Source organism: Mycobacterium sp. KBS0706, assembly GCF_005938675.2.
In the GTDB taxonomy this organism is placed as follows: domain Bacteria; phylum Pseudomonadota; class Alphaproteobacteria; order DSM-16000; family Inquilinaceae; genus Inquilinus.
This window is the reverse complement of record NZ_VCCH02000035.1, coordinates 61305-78388: the sequence shown is the minus strand read 5'-3', so window position 1 is coordinate 78388 and position 17084 is coordinate 61305. Positions and strand designations below refer to the sequence as shown.

The following is a 17084-nucleotide window of genomic DNA, read 5'->3' as shown; positions in this document are numbered from 1 at the left end:
TGGGGATGGGAATTGGGTTCGCTCGCCGCGAACCTAACCACCGAAACCTGAATGCTCTTTTGCCTCTCCCGCTTGCGGGAGAGGTCGGAGGCGCTTGCGCCTCCGGGTGAGGGGGTTTTGTCGAGGCCGGGACCCGCCCTCACCCGGTCGTCCTTCGGACGCCCGGCCTCTCCCGTAAACGGGAGAGGCAACCCACAACCATCGCGGCGAGAAGGCGACGCCATCCCTGCGAGACGCGGCTCACCGCGCCGGCGCGGTCCAATCGGCGAAGCCCTGGCCCGACTCTGCCAGGCGGCGCAGCAGCGGCGCCGGGGCCAAAGCCGGCTCACCGCGAGCGGCGAAGGCCTCCAGCCGGGCCGCCACGGTGTTCAGCCCGACCTGATCGGCGTAGAACATCGGGCCGCCGCGCCAGGCCGGCCAGCCATAGCCGTTGATCCAGATCGCGTCGATGTCGCCGGGGCGGGCGGCGATGCCCTCCTCCAGGATTCGGGCGCCCTCATTGACCATCGGATAGACCAGCCGCTCGACGATCTCCTCGGCCGGGATCGGGCGGCGGGTGACGCCCAGCCGGGCCGAGACCTGCTGCAGCAGCGCCTCCACCTCCGGGTCGCGCACGCCGCTGCGGGCGCCTTCGGGATAGAGGTAGTAGCCGCGGCCGGCCTTCTGGCCCAGGCGCCCGGCCTCGCACAGCGCGTCGGCCACCGGCGCCGCCTGGCCCAGCGACTTGCGGTTGCGCCAGGCGATGTCCAGCCCGGCCAGGTCGCTGACGGCAAAGGGCCCCATGCGGAAGCCGAAGCCGGTCAGGGCGGCGTCGACCTCATGCGGCAGCGCGCCCTCGATCAGCAGCCGCTCGGCCTCCTGGGTGCGGCGGGCCAGCATGCGGTTGCCGACGAAACCGCGGCAGACCCCGACCACCACCGGCACCTTGCCCAGCCGCTTGCCGAGGTCGAGAGCCGTCGCCAGCACCTCCGGCGCGGTCGCCTTGCCGCGCACCACCTCCAAGAGGCGCATGACATTGGCCGGGCTGAAGAAGTGCAGCCCCAGCACGTCGCCGGGGCGGCCGGTCGCGGCGGCGATCGCATCGACGTCGAGATAGGAGGTGTTGGTGGCCAGGATCGCGCCGGGCCTGGCCACCCGGTCCAGCGTGCCGAAGATCTGGTGCTTCAGGTCCATGTCCTCGAAGGCGGCCTCGACCACGACGTCGGCGTCGGCCGCGGCCTCCAGCCCGACCTTGCCGGTCACCAGCGCCAGGCGGTGGGCCTCGTCCTCCGCCGACAGGCTGCCGCGCTTGACCGAGGCGGCATAAGTGCCGGCGATGCGGTCCAGGCCGCGGGCCAGCAGCTCCCCGCCGGTCTCGATCACGGTCACCGGAATGCCGGCATTGGCGAAGCACATGGCGATGCCGGCGCCCATGGTGCCGGCGCCGATCACCGCGGCCCGGCGGATCGGCCGCAGCACCAGGTCCTTCGCCAGCCCCGGCACGCGGGCGGTCTCGCGTTCGGCGAAGAAGGCGTAGCGCAGGGCCTTGGACCGGTCGTCGGCGACCAATGCGACGAACCGGGCGCGCTCCAGCGCCTGCCCGGCCTCGAACGGTTCGGTGAAGCTGGCGCGCACCGATTCGGCCAAAGCGGCGATGTTCGGCAGGTCCGGGCTGCGCTTCAGCGCCTCGGCGGCCGCCTGCTCGAAAGCCTCGCGGCCGCCCGGCGCCAGCTGCCGGTCGAGGTCGCGGGTCCGTCGGATCGTGCCGGCGAGCTCCAGCGCCTTGGCCTTGGCCGCCGCCAGCAGGTCGCCCTCGGCCACAGAGTCGACGATGCCGAGCCGCAGCGCCTCGGCGGCGGAGACGGGGGCGCCGTCGGCCATCAGCTTGAAGGCCGGGGCGGCGCCGATCAGCCGCGGCAGCCGCTGGGTGCCGCCGGCGCCGGGGATCAGCCCCAGCTTGACCTCGGGCAGGCCCAGCTTCGCCGCCGGGCCGGCGATGCGGGCGTGGCAGCCCAGCGCTACCTCCAGCCCGCCGCCCAGCGCCGCCCCGCCAATCGCGGCGACGATCGGCTTGCCGACCGAATCGAGGGTGTCGATGACCTCGGGCAGGGATGGCGGCGCCGGCGGCTTGCCGAACTCGCTGATATCGGCGCCGGCGATGAAGGTGCGGCCCTCGGCGGCGATGACGATGGCGCGCACCGCCGGGTCGGCATCGGCGCGGCGCACCGCCTCGGCCAGTCCGGCGCGGATTCCGGCGTCCAGCGCGTTCACCGGCGGGCTGGCGATGGTGACGACGGCGACGCCGTCCTCGACCGCGTAACGCACCTTCTCCATCGATCTTCCCCATTCGGCGGATCACATCAGCACGACCTTCGGTATAGGCGATGTCATTGATCCGCAAGCCGGATGGTATAGGCTTCGCATCCTGTTCCTCGGCGCAGCAGGCGGGGCCCATGGCTCGGCATGACGGGAAAACCAAGATCGGACGGAAGGCGGCGCTGATGGCGCTGGCCCTGCTGCTGCCGGGGCCGGCCTCGGCCGGCGACTGCATGGCCCGCGCCGCGCTGCAGGCCGGGGTGCCGACCGAGCTGATCCTGGCGATGTCCTATGTCGAGACGCGCTGGCGGCAGGAGGCGGTGAACGCGGCCAACGGCAACGGCAGCGAGGATGTCTGCATGATGCAGATCAACTCGGTGCATTATCCCCGGCTGGCGGCGCTCGGCGTCACCCGCGAGGCGCTGCTGGCGGACCGCTGCGTCTGCCTGCTGGTCGGCGGCGAGATCCTGCGCGAGATGCGCGCCGCCACCGGCGGGACCGACATCTGGTCCGCCGTCGCCGCCTACAATGCCGGTCCGGAGAACCTGGCGGCCGGCCGCCCCTACGCCGACCAGGTCCGCCGAGTGTACGAGGCGATCCACGTCATTCAGGGGCAGTGACCGCGGGTCGAGCGGATCGGCCGGTGCCAACCCCCTCACCCGAAATCGCTGCGCGATTTCGACCTCTCCCCGGGGAGAGGTGACGTTTCCCTCTCCTTGGGGAGAGGGAGGGGCCCAGCCCGTTGGGGCCGGGAGGGTGAGGGGGGCTCCGGCCTCGATCGGTCGTGCTTACTGCGCGATCTCCCAGGTCACGGTCACCCGCGCGGTGAACTCGCTCTCGCCGGCCTCGACCGGGACGGGGGCGGATTTGGCCATGGCATAGCCGGCCATCATCGGGCGCGGGGGCTCGGCGCCCGGCTCGGCGATCGCCAGGATGCGGCCCAGCTTCACCCCTGCGGCCTTGGCGATCAGCTCGGCCTTGCGCCTGGCGTCGGCCACCGCCGCCTCGCGCGCCTTGTCCAGCACCGGCGCCGGGTCGGCCAGGCCGAAGCCGACGCCGTCGATCTGGTTCGAGCCGGTGGCGACCGCGGTGTCCAGCACGGCGCCCAGCTTGGTCAGGTCGCGCACGCGCACGGTCACCTGGTTGCGCACCTCGTAGCCGTCGATCTTCGGCGCCTCGCCCGAGCCTTCCTTCGGGGCGGCGTAGCGCGGCTGCACCGAGAAGCCGCTGGTCTGCAGGTCGGCGGCCTGGATGCCGGTCTTCTTGAAGGCATCGATCAGCGCGGCCATCGCCTTGCTGTTGGCGTCCACCGCCTCGCGCGCGGTCTGGCCCTCGCTGGTGACGCCACTGGTGATGCTGGCCTGGTCGGGCGCGGCGCTGGCGCTGCCTTCGCCGGTCAGGGACAGAGTCTGGGCGACAGCCTCGGCCGCAAGGGCCGGCGCCGTCGCGGCAATGGTGGCCGGCGCGGCGGCGGCGGCCAGCAGGGCGGCGGCGAGCAGGCTGGAGCGGAAGCGGTTCATGGTCGTTTCCCGGATGGGTTGTGGTTGCGGCGGAGTAGAGGGGCGAATTGCGACGATGACAAGGCAGGTATCGGGTCCCATAGGCATCGGCTCCGGGCCGGGGTAGAAGGGGAACCTGGACGGAGGAAACAACAAATGACGGCCGACTTCATCCTGCCGCGCGATGCCGATCTCGGGCTGCGCCGGATCGCCAACCGCACCGGCCTCGCCGCCGCCCTGCTGCCGAACGGCGCGCTGTTCGCCCTGTCGCACCGGGCGGATGAGAAGAGCGACCCGGTGCTGGTCAACCAGGTGCTGGGGTCGCCGATCGCCGGCGGCATCGGCCGGCTGCTGCTGCGGCTCGGCGGCGGCCGGGTGGTCGAGGCGGTTGGGCCCGCGGCGCGGCTGCAGGCCGGCACCGGGCCCGACCGGTTCGTCTGGGCCGGCGAGGCCGAGGGCGTGGCGCATCGCGTCACGCTGTGGCTGGCGCCGGAGTCGGATCTCTGGCTGTGGCGGGTCGAGGTCGAGAACACGGGCGCGGCGGCGGCCGAGGTGTCGGCGGCGCTGCTGCAGGATATCGGCCTCGGCAGCCGCGGCTTCCTGATGAACAACGAAGCCTATGGCTCGCAATACACCGACCACCATGTCGCCCGGCATCCCAAGCTGGGCCCGGTGGTGATGAGCCGCCAGGCCCTGGCCCAGGGCGGCCGGTTTCCCTGGGTGGCGCATGGCTGCCTGGAGGGCGCGGCCGGCTTCGCAACCGATGCGGCGCAGAGCTTCGGCCCCGGCTTCCGCGACCGGGCCGAGGTGACCGGCGAGCTGCCGAGCGAGCGGCTGCAGCATGAGGTCGCCTGCCCGGCCATCGCCTCGGCCCCCGCGGCGCTGGCGCCCGGCGCCAAGGCGGGCTGGAGCTTCTTCGGCCTGTTCGTGCCCGACCACAAGGCGGCATCGGACGATGGCGACCTTGCGGTGGTGGAGCAGGCGCTGCAGGCCGCCGAAGCCTTCCGCCCGGCCGAGGTGGCGCTGGAAACCCCGGTGCGCGGCCTGCTGCAGGATGCGCCGCCGCTGGTGGCCGAGGATCTCGACGCCGCTGCGCTGGATCGCCTGTGGCCGGCCCGGCGGCTGGAGGAGCGGCGCGACGGGGCGCTGCAATCCTTCTTCGTCGATGAGGGCGACCTGAACCGCCACATCGTGCTGCGGGCCAAGGAGCGCGACCTGCGCCGCCGCCACGGCGCGCTGCTGCGCTCCGGCGCGGCGCTGCTGCCGACCGACGATCTGCTCTGCGCCACGGTCTGGGCTCATGGCGTCTTCGCCGCCCAGCTGACGGTCGGCAACACCTCGTTCCACAAGCTGTTCTCGGTCTCGCGCGACCCCTACAACATCACCCGCGCCTCCGGCCTGCGCATCCTGGTGGATGCGGGCGAGGGCTGGCGCCTGCTGTCGGTGCCCTCGGCCTTCGAGATGGGGCTGGCGGAGGCCCGCTGGATCTACCGCTTCGGCGGCCGCACCGTGACCGTCCGCGCCGCCGTCTCCGGCGCCGATACGGCGATGCAGTGGCGGGTGGAGGTGGCGGGCGCGCCGTGCCGCTTCCTCGTCCTCGGCCATCTCGTGCTCGGCGAGCGCGAGCTGGAGCAGGCCGGGCGGGTGTCGATCGACGCGACGGCCAAGCGCATCGCCTTCCGCCCCGACCCGGACTGGCTGTGGGGCCAGCGCTACCCCGACTCGATCTACCACCTGGTGACCCCGACCCCCGAGGCGATCGAGGCGATCGGCGGTGACGAGTTGCTCTATGCCGACGGGCAGGGACGCGGCGGCGGGTACATCGCGCTGCGCACCGGCGCGGTCGCCGGCTTCGGCTTCGCCGTCACCGGGTCGCTGACCGATCCCACTGCGGCTGCCGCTTTGGCCGACCGCTACGCCGCCGGCGTGTCCTTCGACGAGATGCTGGGCTCGGCCAACGCCCATTGGGCGGAGGCGACGCGCGGCCTGCGGGTCACCGGCGGCGGGTCCGAGGGCGCGGCGCTGGACGCCGCCTTCCCCTGGCTGGCGCATGACGCGATGATCCACCTGACCGTGCCGCACGGGCTGGAGCAGTACACCGGCGGCGCCTGGGGCACCCGCGACGTCTGCCAGGGCGCGCTGGAGTTCCTGCTGGCGCTGGAGCACGACGCCGCGGCGAAGCAGGTGCTGCGCACCGTCTTCGCCCAGCAATACGAGGGCCGGGGCGACTGGCCGCAATGGTTCATGCTCGAGCCCTACGCGCCGATCCAGGACCGGCACGCCCATGGCGACGTCATCGTCTGGCCGCTGAAGGCGCTGTGCGACTACGTCGAGGCCACGGGCGACATGGCCTTCCTGGACGAGCCGGTGGCCTGGCGCAACGAGCAGGATTTCACCCGCACCGAGCGCCGCGACCCGGTCTCGGCCCATATCGACCGCATCGTCGCGGTGGTGCAGGAGCGGTTCATCCCCGGCACGCGGCTGCTGCGCTACGGCGAAGGCGACTGGAACGATTCGCTGCAGCCGGTCGACCCGCATCTGCGCGACTGGATGGTCAGCGCCTGGACCGTCGCCCTCCTGATCCAGCAGCTCGGCCGCTGGGCCGGGGTGCTGGACCATGCCGGCCGGTCGGCCAAGGCGCGAGAGATCGAGGCCCTGGCCGGGTCGATGCATTGGGACCTGCAGCGCCACCTGGTGCGCGACGGGGTGCTGGCCGGCTATGCCGTGTTCAACCCCGACGGCACCGTGGCCGAGCTGCTGCTGCATCCGGACGACACCCGCACCGGCCTGCACTATTCGCTGCTGCCGATGAAGCGGGCGCTGATCGCCGGGCTGTTCGCGGGCGAGGCGGTCGAGCGCCATCTCGGCCTGATCCTCGAGCACCTGACCTTCCCCGACGGCATCCGGCTGATGGACCGGCCGGTGACCTACCATGGCGGGGTGGAGACCCTGTTCCGCCGGGCCGAATCCGCCGCCTTCTTCGGCCGCGAGATCGGGCTGATGTACACCCACGCCCATCTCCGGGCCGGCGAGGCGATGGCGGCGCATGGCGAGGCCGACGCGGTGTGGCGGATCCTCTTGCAGGCCAGTCCGGTGGCGTCGACCGAGGTGGTGCCGAACGCGACGCCGCGCCAGCGCAACGCCTATTTCAGCTCCAGCGACGCCGCCTTCGCCGACCGCTATGCGGCCGGCGCCGACTGGGCCCTGGTGAAGCAGGGGGCGATCGCCACCGATGGCGGCTGGCGGGTCTATTCCAGCGGGCCCGGCCTGACCACCAACCTGATGCTGTGCCACGTCTTCGGCCTGCGCCGCAGCTTCGGCGAGCGGTTCACCGATCCGCTGCTGCCCTCCGCCCATGCGGATCTGGCGGTGGAGCTGGTGCGGGGCGGTGAGCGAAGGCGCTTCGGTCGGGTTTGATCGGGCGGAGCGGCCGCAAGATTCAGATTGCCGGCACCGGCACCTCCGGGGCCTGATGCCGGGATGACCTTCGCCGATCCCGTCCCTCCGATCACTGCCGGCCGGATCGACACGCCGCTGGGCCCGATGCTGGTCCTGGTGGATGCCGCCGGCGCCCTGGTCGGCCTCGATTTCGAGGGGTCCGACGGCACGCCGACCTTCAGCCAGCGGCGCCTGGCGCGGGAAGGGCTGCAGACGGGGCCGGCCGACCCCGAGGCCATCCGCCCGGTCGCGGACCAGCTGGCCGAATACTTCGCCGGCCGGCGCCGGGTGTTCGACCTGCCGATGGCGCCCTTCGGCACGCCGTTCCAGCGCCGGGTCTGGGCGGCGCTCTGCGACATCCCCTGCGGCACCGCCCTGACCTATCGCGACCTGGCGCAGCGCCTCGACCGGCCGCAGGCGGCCCGCGCCGTCGGCGCCGCCAACGGCGCCAACCCGATCTCGGTGGTGGTGCCCTGCCACCGCCTGGTCGGCAGCGACGGCACACTGACCGCCTATGGCGGCGGCCTGCACCGCAAGGCGGCGCTGCTGGAGCTGGAAGGGGCGAGGCCGCCAGCGCTGGTGCTGGCGGTCTGAGCCCTCTCGCTTCACAGTCCTCACCTGTGGTTCACTGCCGCCACGACGACGTTCCTCGGGGGAGGACCATGACCACGCCGCGCTTCATCCTGCACCATGCGCCGCGCTCCCGTTCCAGCCGCATCCTGTGGCTGATGGAGGAGACGGGGGTACCGTTCGAGGTCGCCCAGCACGATTTCGCCAAGGCGACGCACAAGGACCCCGCCTATCTCGCCATCAACCCGGCCGGCAAGGTGCCGACGCTGATCGACCGCGGCCCGGCGGGCGACTGGTCGCCGCCGGCGGTGGTGACCGAGAGCGCCGCGATCTGCGCCTATGTCGCCGACGTCCTGCCCGAGGCCGGGCTGGCGCCGCCGGTCGGCTCGCGTGAGCGCGCCGCCTATGCCAGCTGGATCGGCTACTGCCCCTCGGTGCTCGAGCCGGCGCTGTCCGATTCGGTGTTCCCGCGCCGGGAGGAGCCGCCGGCCAGCACCCTCGGCTGGTGCCCCTTCCCCGAAGCGCTGCGGCGGGTCGAGACGGCGCTGCAGGCCGGCGGGCCCTATCTGCTCGGCGCCCGGTTCAGCGCCGCCGACGTGCTGATAGGGTCGCTGCTGCAATGGCTGCAGGGCTGGGGCAAGCTGCCGGAGAACCCGACGCTGGCGGCCTATCTCGCCACGCTGGCCGCCCGCCCGGCGGTGCAGCGGGCCCAGGCCCGGGACGCGGCGCAGAGCGCGGCATGACGATCCGGTCCATCGCCGCCGCCGCGGCGGTCGCCGCCGCGCTGCTCGCCGGCCCCGCCCAGGCGCAGACGCCGCATCCCTGCGCCGGCGACGCGGTCGAGCATGCCCGCAAGCTGCTGGCGTTCCATTTCGACGACGACACGGCCGACATGACGGTCGACGAGGCCATCAAGCCGGTGGGCACGGTCAAGGCGCTGCGGGGCGAGGGCCGCTTCGACGTGCTGGAGGTCTGGGGCTTCATCTACAAGGCGCAGTACCGCATGCATTTCCTCTACGCCCAGATCCCCGGCGACTGCGTGCTGATGGGGCAGGAAATCCTGGAGGCCAGCGATCCTTACTGAATCCGTCCGGCTGCGCCCCGCCGTCGCGGCCGATGCGCCTGCCATCGCCGCGCTGCATGTCGCGGTCTGGCGCGACACCTATCGCGACCTGGCGCCGCCCGAGGCCGCGGCCGCGCTCGACGTGGCGCGCCGCCAGGCCCGCTGGGAGGCGACCCTGGCCGATCCGGCACAGACCGCCCTCGTCGCCGAGATCGACGGCGCGCTGGCTGGCTTCGGCTTGGCCGGGCCGCCCGGCGACCCTGCCTTCGGCGACCGGGGCGAGGTGAAGTACCTCTATGTCGGCCGCGATTTCGCCCGCCGCGGCATCGGCCGCCGCCTGCTCGCCGCCCTGGCGTCGGCGCTGGCCGACCAGGGCTATGCCGCGCTCGGCCTCGGCGTCGTGGTCGGCAACGACCCGGCGATCGCCTTCTACGAGGCCCAGGGCGGTCGCCGCGCCGGCGCCTACACCGATCCCGGCCCACTCTGGCGCTCGCCCAACCTGCTCTACGCCTGGGACGACCTGACGGCGCTGGCGGGGAGGGGGTAGCGCCTACTCGAACCGCAGCCGCTCGACCAGGAAGTCGATGAAGGCGCGCACCCGGGCCGGCATGGTGCCGCGGCCCAGGAACACGGCGTGGATCTCCTCCACCTCGTGCGGGTCATGCTCCGGCAGCAGCTCGATCAGCCGGCCGGCGGCGAGGTCGTGCCCGACATGGTACCGGGCGGTGCGGCCGATCCCCATCCCGGCCAGCACCGCCTGGCGCAGCGTCTCGCCGTTGTTGACCACCAGCGGCCCGGTCACCTGCATCGGCTTCGGGCCGTCCGGTCCGCCCAGAACCCAGTCGGTGAAGCTGCGCCGGTAATTGAAGGTCAGGCAGTCGTGGCCGGCCAGGTCGGCCGGGGTCCGCGGCATGCCGCGCCGCTCGAGATAGGAGGGCGCGGCGATCAGGATCCGTCGGCTGACGCCCAGCCTGCGGGCCTGCAGGCCGCTGTCGCGCAGCGGCCCGTGGCGGATGGCGATGTCGGTGCGCTCGGCCAGGATGTCGACCACCTCGTCGGTCAGGCTGACATCCAGCGTCACCGCCGGGAAGCGGGCGCGGAACTCCGGCAGCAGCGGCACCACGCAATGCGTACCGAACGGGATCGAGGCGCTGATCCTGAGCCGCCCGCGCGGCGCCGAGGAGCCGGAGACGCCGGCCTCGGCCTCGGCGATGTCGGCCAGGATGCGGCTGGCCTGCTCGTAGAACAGGTCGCCCTCGGGTGTCGGCCGCAGGCTGCGGGTGGACCGGGCCAGGAGGCGCACCCCCAGCCGGTCCTCGAGCCGGCCGATCAGCTTGGCGACGGCCGACGGCGTCAGGCCGAGGCGGCGGGCGGCGGCGGAGAAGCTGCCTTCCTCCACCACCCGCACGAAGACTTCCATTTCACCGGAACGGTTGATGTCCATTGGCGGTTCTCCGCTGGGGTGCTGCGGTTTGGTGCTACGAAATCTTCAGATTCAAGATTTCAGCCGTCGAGGGTGGATTCGGACACCACGTGCTGTCATGCTGCGGTGCATCAAAACTGGTTTCGAGGTGCTGCCGGCCCGTGCGACTGGGCCGCTCAATGGAAGGGATCCCCCATGTCCAGAATCCTGATCGAGCAGGACGGCGTGCAGCGCAAGGCCAGCGCGACGTTCTTCCGCGGCGAGACGACGAACTTCTACCCGAGCGACACGTCGCTCGAGCGCAACAGCGTCGTCTCCGACTACTTCGCCAAGGGCTGGATGCCGGCGGAGCGGTTCGTGACCAAGGACACGCCGATCGTCGCCTTCGGCTCGTGCTTCGCCGACAACATCAGCCGCTACCTGCACAAGGCCGGCTTCAACATCCTGACCAAGCGCGACAACCTCGCCTATGTCTCGAACATGGGCGACGGCATGGTCAACACCTTCGCCATCCGCCAGCAATTCGAATGGGCCTGGCTGGGCAAGACGCCGCAGGCCGAGCTGTGGCACGGCTACGACGCCGCCCAGTTCGGCTATGACGAGGCGGTGCGGCTGCGCACCAAGGCGCTGTTCGACGAGGCCGAGCTGTTCGTCATCACCCTCGGCCTGTCCGAGGTGTGGTACGACGAGCCGACCGGCGAGGTGTTCTGGCGGGCGGTGCCGAAGGACAAATACGATCCGGCGCGGCACAAGTTCCGGGTCACCAGCCATGCCGAGAATCTGGAGAACCTGCAGGCGATCCACGCGCTGATCCGGGCCTTCCGGCCGGATGCGGCGGTGCTGTTCACGGTGTCGCCGATCCCGCTGACCGCGACCTTCCGGCCGGTCACCTGCCTGTCGGCCAATGCGGTGTCGAAGGCGATCCTGCGCTCGGCGATGGACGAGTTCTTCCGCCGCAACGCGCCGAACGACCCGAAACTGTTCTATTTCCCGAGCTACGACATCGTCATGCACGGCTTCAGCCACCAGTGGCGGGACGACCGGCGGCACGTCTATTCGCATGTGCTCGACTTCAACATGAAGGTGTTCGAGCGCTACTACTGCCGGACCGAGATGGACGACGAGGCACTGCTGGCCTCGTTCCGCTACGCCCAGCGGCAGGACCGGCTGATCGGCCAGCTCGGCCATGGCGCGGTGGCGCTGCACGAGGCCGAGACGGCGGATGAGCGCAAGGCGGCGCGGGTGGCGGCGATCAAGCGGCAGCGCGAGCTGGAGCGGGCGAAGATCCGCGAGGAGCGGCGCCAGCAGCGCATCGCGGCGCGCCGTGCGGGCGCGGGCACGGCGATCGCGGCGGAGTAGGGTCTTCGGCATCTTGGAAGCCATGTCACAATTGATTGGCTTCTCCGAAGGATAGTCCAAGCCGGGTGCGGCGGCCATCTAGCGGTGAGCTTTCATCGCAAGGTGGCCGTCATGCCCGTTGCCCTCTATGCCCTCGCGGTCGGTGCCTTCGGCATCGGCCTCACCGAATTCGTGATCATGGGCCTGCTGATGGAGGTCGGGACCGACCTCGGTGTCTCGATCTCCATCGCCGGCCTGCTGATCAGCGGCTATGCGCTCGGCGTCGTCGCCGGCGCGCCGATCCTTACCACCCTGACCGGCCGGATGCCGCGGAAGTCCGTGCTGCTGGGGCTGATGGTGATCTTCACCCTCGGCAACCTGGCCTGCGCGGTGGCGCCCGACTACACGACGCTGATGGCGGCGCGGGTGCTGACCGCCTTCGCCCACGGCACCTTCTTCGGCGTCGGCTCGGTGGTCGCCACCGGCCTGGTGCCGGCGCAGAAGCGCGCCTCGGCCATCGCCATCATGTTCACCGGCCTGACCGTCGCCAACATCCTGGGCGTGCCCTTCGGCACCTGGCTGGGCCAGGGCTTCGGCTGGCGCGCCACCTTCTGGGCGGTGACCGCGGTCGGCCTCGCCGCGCTGGCCGTGATCGCCGTCGCCGTGCCCAGGGACGAGGCGCCGGCCGAGCAGTCGGACTGGCGGCAGGACCTGAAGGTGCTGGCGCGCCGGCCGGTGCTGCTGGGCCTCTTGACCACCGTGCTGGGCTTCGCCGCCGTCTTCGCCGTCTTCACCTATATCGCGCCGATCCTGACGCAGATCACCGGCGTGTCGGAGCAGGCGGTGTCGCCGATCCTGCTGGTGTTCGGCGGCGGCCTGGTGGTCGGCAACCTGCTGGGCGGCAGATTCGCCGACCGCTGGCTGGTGCCGACGGTGCTGGGCAGCATGCTGGTCCTGGCCGTGGTGCTGGGGCTGATGACCTTCGCCGTGCACAGCATCGTGCTGACCGTGATCTTCGTCGGCCTGCTCGGCGCCGCCGGCTTCGCCACCGTCGCGCCCTTGCAGATGTGGGTGATGGAGAAGGCGGAAGGTGCCGGCCAGAGCCTTGCCTCCAGCTTCAACATCGCCGCCTTCAACCTCGGCAATGCTCTGGGCGCCTGGCTCGGCGGCCAGGTGATCGAGCACGGGCCCGGCCTCGGCGCGGTGCCCTGGGTGGCGGCGCTGGTGCCCCTGGTCGGCGTCGCGGTGGCCATGGTCAGCCTGCGGCTCGACCGCCGCGCCCCGGCCCTGGTCCCCGCGGCGGATTGCGCGTCCTGATCAGGCAAAACGGCCCGCCGGTCACCCCGGCGGGCCGCTTTCGTCTCACGCCGTGGCCCGGCTCGGCTGCGGCACGATACTGTCGCCGGTGTCGGTCAGCGCCATCTGTCGCTCGCGCTCAACCATGTAATCGCGGGTGATCGGCACGGTGTCGATGCGCTTGGCGAATTGCAGCTGGAAGATCACTGTGGTGCGGTAGCGGAAGCCGACCTCGCACAGCGCCAGGTAGAACTCCCACATCCGGCAGAAGCGCTCGTCGTAGAGCTTCGCCGCATCGGCCCGACGGGCCATGAAGCGCTCGCGCCAATGCCGCAGCGTCTCGGCGTAGTGGATGCGCAGGACCTCGACATCGGTGATGGTGAGGCCGTGGCGTTCCGCCATCGTCGCCAGCTCCGACAACGTCGGCAGGTCGGCGCCCGGGAAGATGTACTTGCGGATGAACGGGTTGATCGGGCCCGGCATGTCGGAATAGCCGATCGAGTGGATCAGCGCGACGCCGTCATCGGCCAGCAGGCTGTCCAGCTTGGCGAAGAACTCGGCGTAGTTGCGCTTGCCGACATGCTCGAACATGCCGACCGAGACGATGCGCTGATAGGGCCCGGCTTCCTGGCGGTAGTCGCGCAGGTGGAACTTCGCCCGGTCGGCCAGCCCGGCCGCGGCGGCCCGGGCCGTGCTGAGCTTGTGCTGCTCGGTGCTCAGGGTGACGCCGGTGACGTCGGCTCCGGTCTCGCGCGCCAGGTACAGGCCGAGCCCGCCCCAGCCGCAGCCGATGTCCAGCGTCTTCAGCCCCGGCTTGTCGAACAGCAGCTTGGCGGCGATGTGCCGCTTCTTGTTCAGCTGCGCCGTCTCCAGGCTGTCCTGGGGGGTGGCGAAATAGGCGCAGGAATACTGGCGGTCGGCGTCGAGGAACAGGTCGTACAGCTCGGCCGACAGGTCGTAGTGATGGGCGACGTTCTGCTGCGCCTTGCCGACCGGGTTGTACTGCTTCAGCCCGCGGGTCACCCGCTCGATCAGCGCCAGCCAGCCATGGCGGTCGACCTTGAAGTTCCGCGCCACCAGCGCCAGGAAGTCGTAGAGCGAACCCTCCTCGACGGTCAGCTGGCCGTCCATATAGGCCTCGCCCAGCGCCAGGCCCGGATTCAGCGCCAGGGTATAGGCCAGGCGCGGCGATTTCAGCCGGATCACGGCCCGGGGCGGCGAGGCGTCGCCGATCATGTGGACCCGGCCGGCGGCGTCGATCACCCGCAGGCTGCCATCCCGGACGATGGATTTCAGAAGTGCGATGAACATCCTGCCCAAATCTCTCGTTCGTCGCCGCCTGGCGCGGGTCGAACGCAGCCCGTGCGGGCATGGCGGGCGATCCGGAGGCCGGGGCGATTCCCTGTCCAAGGGCAAAGTTGGATCATGCCTGGGAACATTTGTGTACCCTTTTTGTCAAATCCGCCGATCAGGCCTGGCGGATCTCCGGCACCAGCGCCGCCGCCTGGCGCAGCTCCGCCACGAAGCGCCGGTGCTCCGCTTCCTGTGCGGCCGGGTCGGGCAGCCGCAGCAGGTAGGATGGGTGGACCGTGACCAACCCCGGCAGGTCGTCGCGGAAGCGCAGCGGCCGGCCGCGCAGCGCCGACAGCGGCCCGGCATGGCCGGACAGCGACCGGGCCGCGGTCGCCCCCAGCGCCACCGCCAGGCGCGGCCGGATCAGGCTCAATTCCCGCTCGACCCACCAGCGGCAGGCCTCGACCTCGCCGCTGTTCGGGCGCTGGTGGATCCGGCGCTTGCCGCGCACCTGGTATTTGAAGTGCTTCACCGCATTGGTGACGTAGATCCGGGCGCGGTCGATCCCGGCCTCGGCCAGGGCCCGCTCGAATAGCTGGCCCGCCGGGCCGACGAAGACCCGGCCGGCCAGGTCCTCCTGGTCTCCCGGCTGCTCGCCGAGGAAGACGACCGGCGCGTCCGGCGGCCCCTCGCCGAACACCGGCTGGGTCGCCGGGCCGTGCAGCGGGCAGCGGCGGCAGGCGGCGATCTCCGACGCCAGCCCGGCCAGGGTGCCGGCAGGGCCGGGCTCGTGCAGGCCCGGCGCCGGGATGGCCTTGCGCGGCGGCTCGGCCGTCGCCGCGATCATCGCCCGGGTGCGGGCCGGGGCGCCGTCCAGCAGCTCGGGAATCAGCCCGGCCTCCGGCAGGTTGCGCCAGTAGCGCTTCGGCATTTCCGACCGCATCATCACCGGATTGGCCCGCGCCGGGTTGAAGGTGGCGGCGTAGTAGCGGCGCCAGGCATCCTCCAGCGAATCCTCGTCCGGCGCATCCTCGCGCCGCATGCCCGGGCCGATGTCGAGCGCCCCGCCATCCCAGTGCAGCGACCCGTCCGGGGTCAGGATCGACCAGCGCATCGCCGCGAAGCGGCCGATGAAGAAGGGGGCGGCCCGGCGCAGGATATAATGTTCCGGCTCGAACCAGGCGACGAAGCGCTCTGCCCCGTCCGTCTCGATCCGGCGGAAGCGCAGGAAGGCGGTCATCCGGTGCTCGTCGCGGTCGACCGCGCCGGCCATCCGTTCCAGCCGCCGGACCAGCGGGTTGGTCGCATCCTGCAGCAGGCTGCGTTCACCGTGCCCCAGCCGCCACAGCGCGATGTAGAGCAAGGCAAAACGCTCGGGGTCGCGATGGCAGATCACCGGCTCCGCCAGCTCATGGAACCGCTTCGGCACGCTCAGTGGCGGCGCTTTGGTGTCGTCCGGCACCGGATTGCCGAAGGGCAGCGCGACCTCCTCTCCTTCCTGCCAGGACACGGTCTCCGGCGCCGCGCCGGCGGCGATCAGGCCGCGGGCCGCCTGGCGAAACGCGTCGAGATCGTCGGGACAGGCGAGGCGGACCGTGCGCATCAGGCGAACAGCGACAGCTGGGTCGGCGGCGCCAGCCAGGCCCGCAGATCGGCCCGGTCCAGCAGCCGGGTGGGGCAGTGATCGGCCGCGACGATGAAAGGCAAGGCGCGCTTCAGCCCGCCGGTCAGCCGCGCCAGGTCGGCCAGCCGCAGCGCGTGGATCCGGCGCGCCTCGACGATGCGGTCGACCGTCCGTGCGCCCAGGCCGGGCACGCGCAGCAGCAGGCCGCGTTCGGCCCGGTTGACGTCGACCGGGAAGCGGTCGCGGTGGCGCAGCGCCCAGGCCAGCTTCGGGTCGACCGCCAAGTCCAGCATGCCGTCCGGGGCGCCGGCCAGGATCTCCTCCGCCGCGAAGCCGTAGAAGCGCATCAGCCAGTCGGCCTGGTACAGCCGGTGCTCGCGCTGCAGCGGCGGCGCCTTGGCCGGCAGCGCGCGGCTCGCCTCCGGGATCGGGCTGAAGGCGGAGTAGTAGACGCGCTTCAGCCGGTAGCCGGCATAGAGGCCGGCGACGGTGCCCAGGATGGCGCCGTCATCGGCTCCGTCGGCGCCGACGATCAGCTGGGTGCTCTGCCCGGCGGGGGAGAAGCGGGGCGCCTTCGGCTCGGCCTCCGCCTCGTCAATCCCCAGCCGCAGCCGGCCCATGGCGCCGCGGATGGTGCGGCTGCGCTTTTCCGGCGCCAGCCGGGTCAGCCCGTCCTCGGTCGGCAGCTCGATGTTGATCGACAGCCGGTCGGCGTAGCGGCCGGCGGCGGCCAGCAGCTCCGGGCTCGCCTCCGGGATCGTCTTGAGATGGATGTAGCCGCGGAAGCCGTGCTCCTGCCGCAGCCGGCGCGCCACCTCCACCAGCTGCTCCATGGTGTGGTCGGCGGAGCGGATGATGCCGGAGGACAGGAACAGCCCTTCGATGTAGTTGCGCCGGTAGAAGCCGATGGTCAGCTTCACCACCTCATCGACGGTGAAGCGGGCGCGGCGGACATTGCTGGTCCGCCGGTTGATGCAATAGGCGCAGTCGTACTGGCAGAAATTGGTCAGCAGGATCTTCAGCAGCGACACGCAGCGTCCGTCCGGCGTGTAGGAATGGCAGATGCCGCGGGCGGAGGTGGAGCCCAGCCCCTTGCCATCCCGCGAATCGCGGGTCGCGGCGCCGGAGGAGGCGCAGGACACGTCGTATTTCGCGGCGTCCGCCAGGATCTCCAGCTTGGCGTCGGTGGTCATGGCTCGGCTCATGTTGCTAATTTGTTCTGATCTCCAAAAGAGTCAACGGCCG

Annotated in this window: 14 protein-coding genes; 8 read left to right on the top strand and 6 right to left on the bottom strand. The window is 71.6% G+C overall.

All coding sequences use genetic code 11. The annotated features are described in order from the left end of the window. Positions 1 to 240: 240 nt before the first annotated feature. Positions 241 to 2313, bottom strand: a complete 2073-nt coding sequence (locus tag FFK22_RS19940) for a 3-hydroxyacyl-CoA dehydrogenase NAD-binding domain-containing protein (RefSeq protein WP_138889539.1) — start codon at positions 2311 to 2313, stop codon at positions 241 to 243. 119 nt (positions 2314 to 2432) lie between these two features. Between FFK22_RS19940 and FFK22_RS19935 the strand changes: the two genes are divergently transcribed. Then, positions 2433 to 2915 (top strand): lytic transglycosylase domain-containing protein, encoded by a 483-nt coding sequence (locus FFK22_RS19935; RefSeq protein ID WP_221938717.1) that lies wholly within the window; start codon positions 2433 to 2435, stop codon positions 2913 to 2915. Between the two features lie 168 nt (positions 2916 to 3083). Here the strand turns inward: FFK22_RS19935 and FFK22_RS19930 are convergent, their stop codons facing one another. Beyond that, on the bottom strand, positions 3084 to 3815 hold the full coding sequence (locus FFK22_RS19930) for an SIMPL domain-containing protein (RefSeq protein ID WP_138889540.1): 732 nt from the start codon (positions 3813 to 3815) through the stop codon (positions 3084 to 3086). Positions 3816 to 3950: 135 nt separating this feature from the next. On the opposite strand from FFK22_RS19930, the gene FFK22_RS19925 reads away from it, so the two are divergent. From FFK22_RS19925 to FFK22_RS19905, 5 genes are all read left to right on the top strand, one after another. After that, a complete protein-coding gene (locus tag FFK22_RS19925; protein WP_138889541.1) occupies positions 3951 to 7211 on the top strand; it encodes a cellobiose phosphorylase in 3261 nt (1086 codons plus the stop codon). A gap of 63 nt (positions 7212 to 7274) precedes the next feature. Then, on the top strand, positions 7275 to 7826 hold the full coding sequence (locus FFK22_RS19920) for a methylated-DNA--[protein]-cysteine S-methyltransferase (protein WP_138889542.1): 552 nt from the start codon (positions 7275 to 7277) through the stop codon (positions 7824 to 7826). Positions 7827 to 7894: 68 nt separating this feature from the next. Continuing rightward, positions 7895 to 8545, top strand: coding sequence for a glutathione S-transferase family protein (locus FFK22_RS19915; protein WP_138889543.1), 651 nt, complete (start codon positions 7895 to 7897; stop codon positions 8543 to 8545). Beyond that, on the top strand, positions 8542 to 8886 hold the full coding sequence (locus tag FFK22_RS19910) for a hypothetical protein (RefSeq protein WP_138889544.1): 345 nt from the start codon (positions 8542 to 8544) through the stop codon (positions 8884 to 8886). The genes FFK22_RS19915 and FFK22_RS19910 overlap by 4 nt, the downstream gene beginning before the upstream one ends. Beyond that, a complete protein-coding gene (locus FFK22_RS19905) occupies positions 8876 to 9412 on the top strand; it encodes a GNAT family N-acetyltransferase (RefSeq protein WP_138889545.1) in 537 nt (178 codons plus the stop codon). Before FFK22_RS19910 ends, FFK22_RS19905 begins: the two co-directional genes overlap by 11 nt. 3 nt (positions 9413 to 9415) lie before the next feature. Here the strand turns inward: FFK22_RS19905 and FFK22_RS19900 are convergent, their stop codons facing one another. Then, positions 9416 to 10309, bottom strand: a complete 894-nt coding sequence (locus tag FFK22_RS19900) for a LysR family transcriptional regulator (RefSeq protein WP_186002554.1) — start codon at positions 10307 to 10309, stop codon at positions 9416 to 9418. 174 nt (positions 10310 to 10483) lie between these two features. On the opposite strand from FFK22_RS19900, the gene FFK22_RS19895 reads away from it, so the two are divergent. Further along, on the top strand, positions 10484 to 11647 hold the full coding sequence (locus FFK22_RS19895; RefSeq protein ID WP_138889546.1) for a GSCFA domain-containing protein: 1164 nt from the start codon (positions 10484 to 10486) through the stop codon (positions 11645 to 11647). A 111-nt stretch (positions 11648 to 11758) separates the two neighbouring features. Continuing rightward, positions 11759 to 12943 carry an MFS transporter gene (locus FFK22_RS19890; RefSeq protein WP_138889547.1) on the top strand — a complete coding sequence of 395 codons (1185 nt, stop codon included), beginning with the start codon at positions 11759 to 11761 and terminating at the stop codon, positions 12941 to 12943. A gap of 45 nt (positions 12944 to 12988) precedes the next feature. On the opposite strand, the gene FFK22_RS19885 is transcribed toward FFK22_RS19890, so the two are convergent. The 3 genes from FFK22_RS19885 to FFK22_RS19875 form a co-directional block, all read right to left on the bottom strand. Beyond that, positions 12989 to 14233: a cyclopropane-fatty-acyl-phospholipid synthase family protein gene (locus FFK22_RS19885; protein ID WP_138889548.1), complete on the bottom strand. Its 1245-nt coding sequence runs from the start codon at positions 14231 to 14233 to the stop codon at positions 12989 to 12991. 157 nt (positions 14234 to 14390) lie between these two features. Then, complete coding sequence (locus FFK22_RS19880; protein ID WP_138889549.1) at positions 14391 to 15818, bottom strand: UdgX family uracil-DNA binding protein; 1428 nt, start codon at positions 15816 to 15818, stop codon at positions 14391 to 14393. After that, positions 15818 to 17032 carry a putative DNA modification/repair radical SAM protein gene (locus FFK22_RS19875; RefSeq protein ID WP_138889550.1) on the bottom strand — a complete coding sequence of 405 codons (1215 nt, stop codon included), beginning with the start codon at positions 17030 to 17032 and terminating at the stop codon, positions 15818 to 15820. The genes FFK22_RS19880 and FFK22_RS19875 overlap by 1 nt, the downstream gene beginning before the upstream one ends. Between the last annotated feature and the right edge of the window lie 52 nt (positions 17033 to 17084).